General features: G+C 60.0%; 3 protein-coding genes. 2 read left to right on the top strand and 1 reads right to left on the bottom strand.

What is annotated here, in order from left to right:
• Nucleotides 1–647: tRNA (adenosine(37)-N6)-threonylcarbamoyltransferase complex dimerization subunit type 1 TsaB (gene tsaB / locus ACRXB1_RS35290; protein ID WP_449494688.1), on the bottom strand; the 647-nt coding region annotated here is incomplete at its 3' end.
• 168 nt (nt 648–815) lie between these two features.
• Here tsaB and ACRXB1_RS35285 point away from each other — a divergent pair.
• Together ACRXB1_RS35285 and ACRXB1_RS35280 are read left to right on the top strand one after the other, a co-directional pair.
• Nucleotides 816–1,085 (top strand): acyl-CoA-binding protein, encoded by a 270-nt coding sequence (locus ACRXB1_RS35285; RefSeq protein WP_449494687.1) that lies wholly within the window; start codon nt 816–818, stop codon nt 1,083–1,085.
• A gap of 424 nt (nt 1,086–1,509) precedes the next feature.
• Nucleotides 1,510–1,934 (top strand): DEAD/DEAH box helicase (locus tag ACRXB1_RS35280; protein ID WP_449494686.1); only part of this gene is annotated, 425 nt, incomplete at its 3' end.

Genomic DNA, 1,934 nt, shown 5'->3' with positions numbered 1-1,934 from the left:
AGCGCGACAGGCAAGGCATGGGGAAGCGCATCGAAGTCGACTCGGCATGCGGCCGAGTGCTGAAGCGATAAAACATCGCCGAATGCGGCGGCTGCATTGCCCGCGAGCACGAACGGAACATCGGGCGCCGCTATCGCGCCAGGAACATCCAGCGATGCCGCCTGGATCGTGACCCATTCGTTCGTGGCGTCGTCCCAGCGGAAATCTGCCCAGTACGCCTCGTTCATGCGGGCGTCGAGTGCTGCGAGCACACGCGTGACCGCTGGATCATGCAGCCGCGCGAACTCGGCGCACGCAAGCAAGGTTCCGATTGGGACAACCGGCACACTCAAACCGAACGCGAGCCCCTGCGCCACGCCTGTTGCCGTACGCAAGCCCGTGAACGATCCCGGCCCGGCGCCAAAGGCGATCGCGCTGCAATCGGCGAGCTTAAGACCTGCTTCATCGAACAGTTCGCGGATAGCGGGCAGCAAACGCGTGCTGGAGACCGGCCCGGTCATTTCATGGCTGAACCAGACGCGGATTTCGCCGGAAACATGGTGCGGAGGGTTTCGATATGCCGAGTCGGCCGCCGGACCGGCGACCAGCAGCGCGACCGAGCAGAATTCGGTCGATGTATCGAGGGCGAGCAAAACGGTACGTGTCATAGCCGCTATTGTAATGCGTGGCGTCGGCGCCGAAGGGTGCGTGAGTGCCTGCTCACGCCGGTTTCTGGTAATTCCCTCTGCGACGATTTTGGAATAAACCTTCGAAATCTGCTTTGAGTACGCTTGCTATGATCGATCGCCCTGAACCAGCAATTACGGAGACCAAGAATGAGCGATATCGATGCGCAGTTCGCAAAAGCCCAGGCCGATGTCAAGGATTTGCCTGAACGTCCGGGCAATCTCACCTTGCTGCGCCTCTACGCGCTGTTCAAGCAAGGCAGCGTGGGCGATGCGGACGGCGACAAGCCCGGTTTCGCCGATATTGTCGGGAAGTACAAGTACGATGCCTGGTCAGCGCTAACTGGCACATCGCAGGACACGGCCAAGCAGCAATACGTGGAGCTGGTGGAATCGTTGAAAAAAGGCGAATCTGCGTAAGCACTGGTAAGAACGACCGCAACCTTGCAGCGGGCGAAACGCCAATTGAATCAAACTGTCTTAAAATCTGGCGCAGCGCAACAATTCCCGATATACTGTTGCCTGCGCTTCACTGTGACCGGATGAATTGATGTTTCAGGTCAGTTCATCGCACGCAGCGCGGCGCCTCGTAGCGTTTTGCTCCAATCCAGTTTAGAAACTGTCCCCTCCCTGCTAGGCCTTCTTCGGCCGATCATGCATCAGGCTGACGACAACGCCGCCTCGGCCTGTCGAATCCGATACAGCTTCTAACGAAAAGCTCGCCTTTATTGTTGCGAGCTGCCCCCGTTTTTCGATTTGCTCGCTGCTTCTTTGCTCGCTGAATCTGACGACTTGGGTATGCCGATTGGCGCCACACGCCTTATTCCCCGTTTCAAGGATCGACATGACTTCGAGCAACACCAACAGCCCGCTGGACTCCATCGCTGCACAGGCACTAGGCGCCGATACATCCGCCATGCCCGCAGCATCTGCTTCGCCGGCTGCTCCCACCCCCATTTCATCAGTAGCGCCTGTCGCCGCCGCGATCGCTGTGCAGACTGGCCCGAGCTTCGAGTCGCTCGGCCTGTCGCCCGAGATCGTCGTTGCGCTGACCGCTTCCGGCTATCAAGTACCGACCCCGGTTCAGCAGCGCGCAATTCCCGCAGCGCTCGCCGGCCGTGACTTGCTGGTTTCCAGCCCGACCGGTTCGGGCAAGACGGCAGCGTTCATGCTGCCGGCTATCGAACGTTTTTCGCAGCTCGAAAAAACCAAGGCCGCAGCTCCCCGTGAGCCGCATGACCCGAATGCGCGTCCGGCGCGCCGCCAGCA

This window comes from Caballeronia sp. M23-90, assembly GCF_053574605.1.
This window is presented reverse-complemented; position numbering and strand designations above follow the sequence as displayed.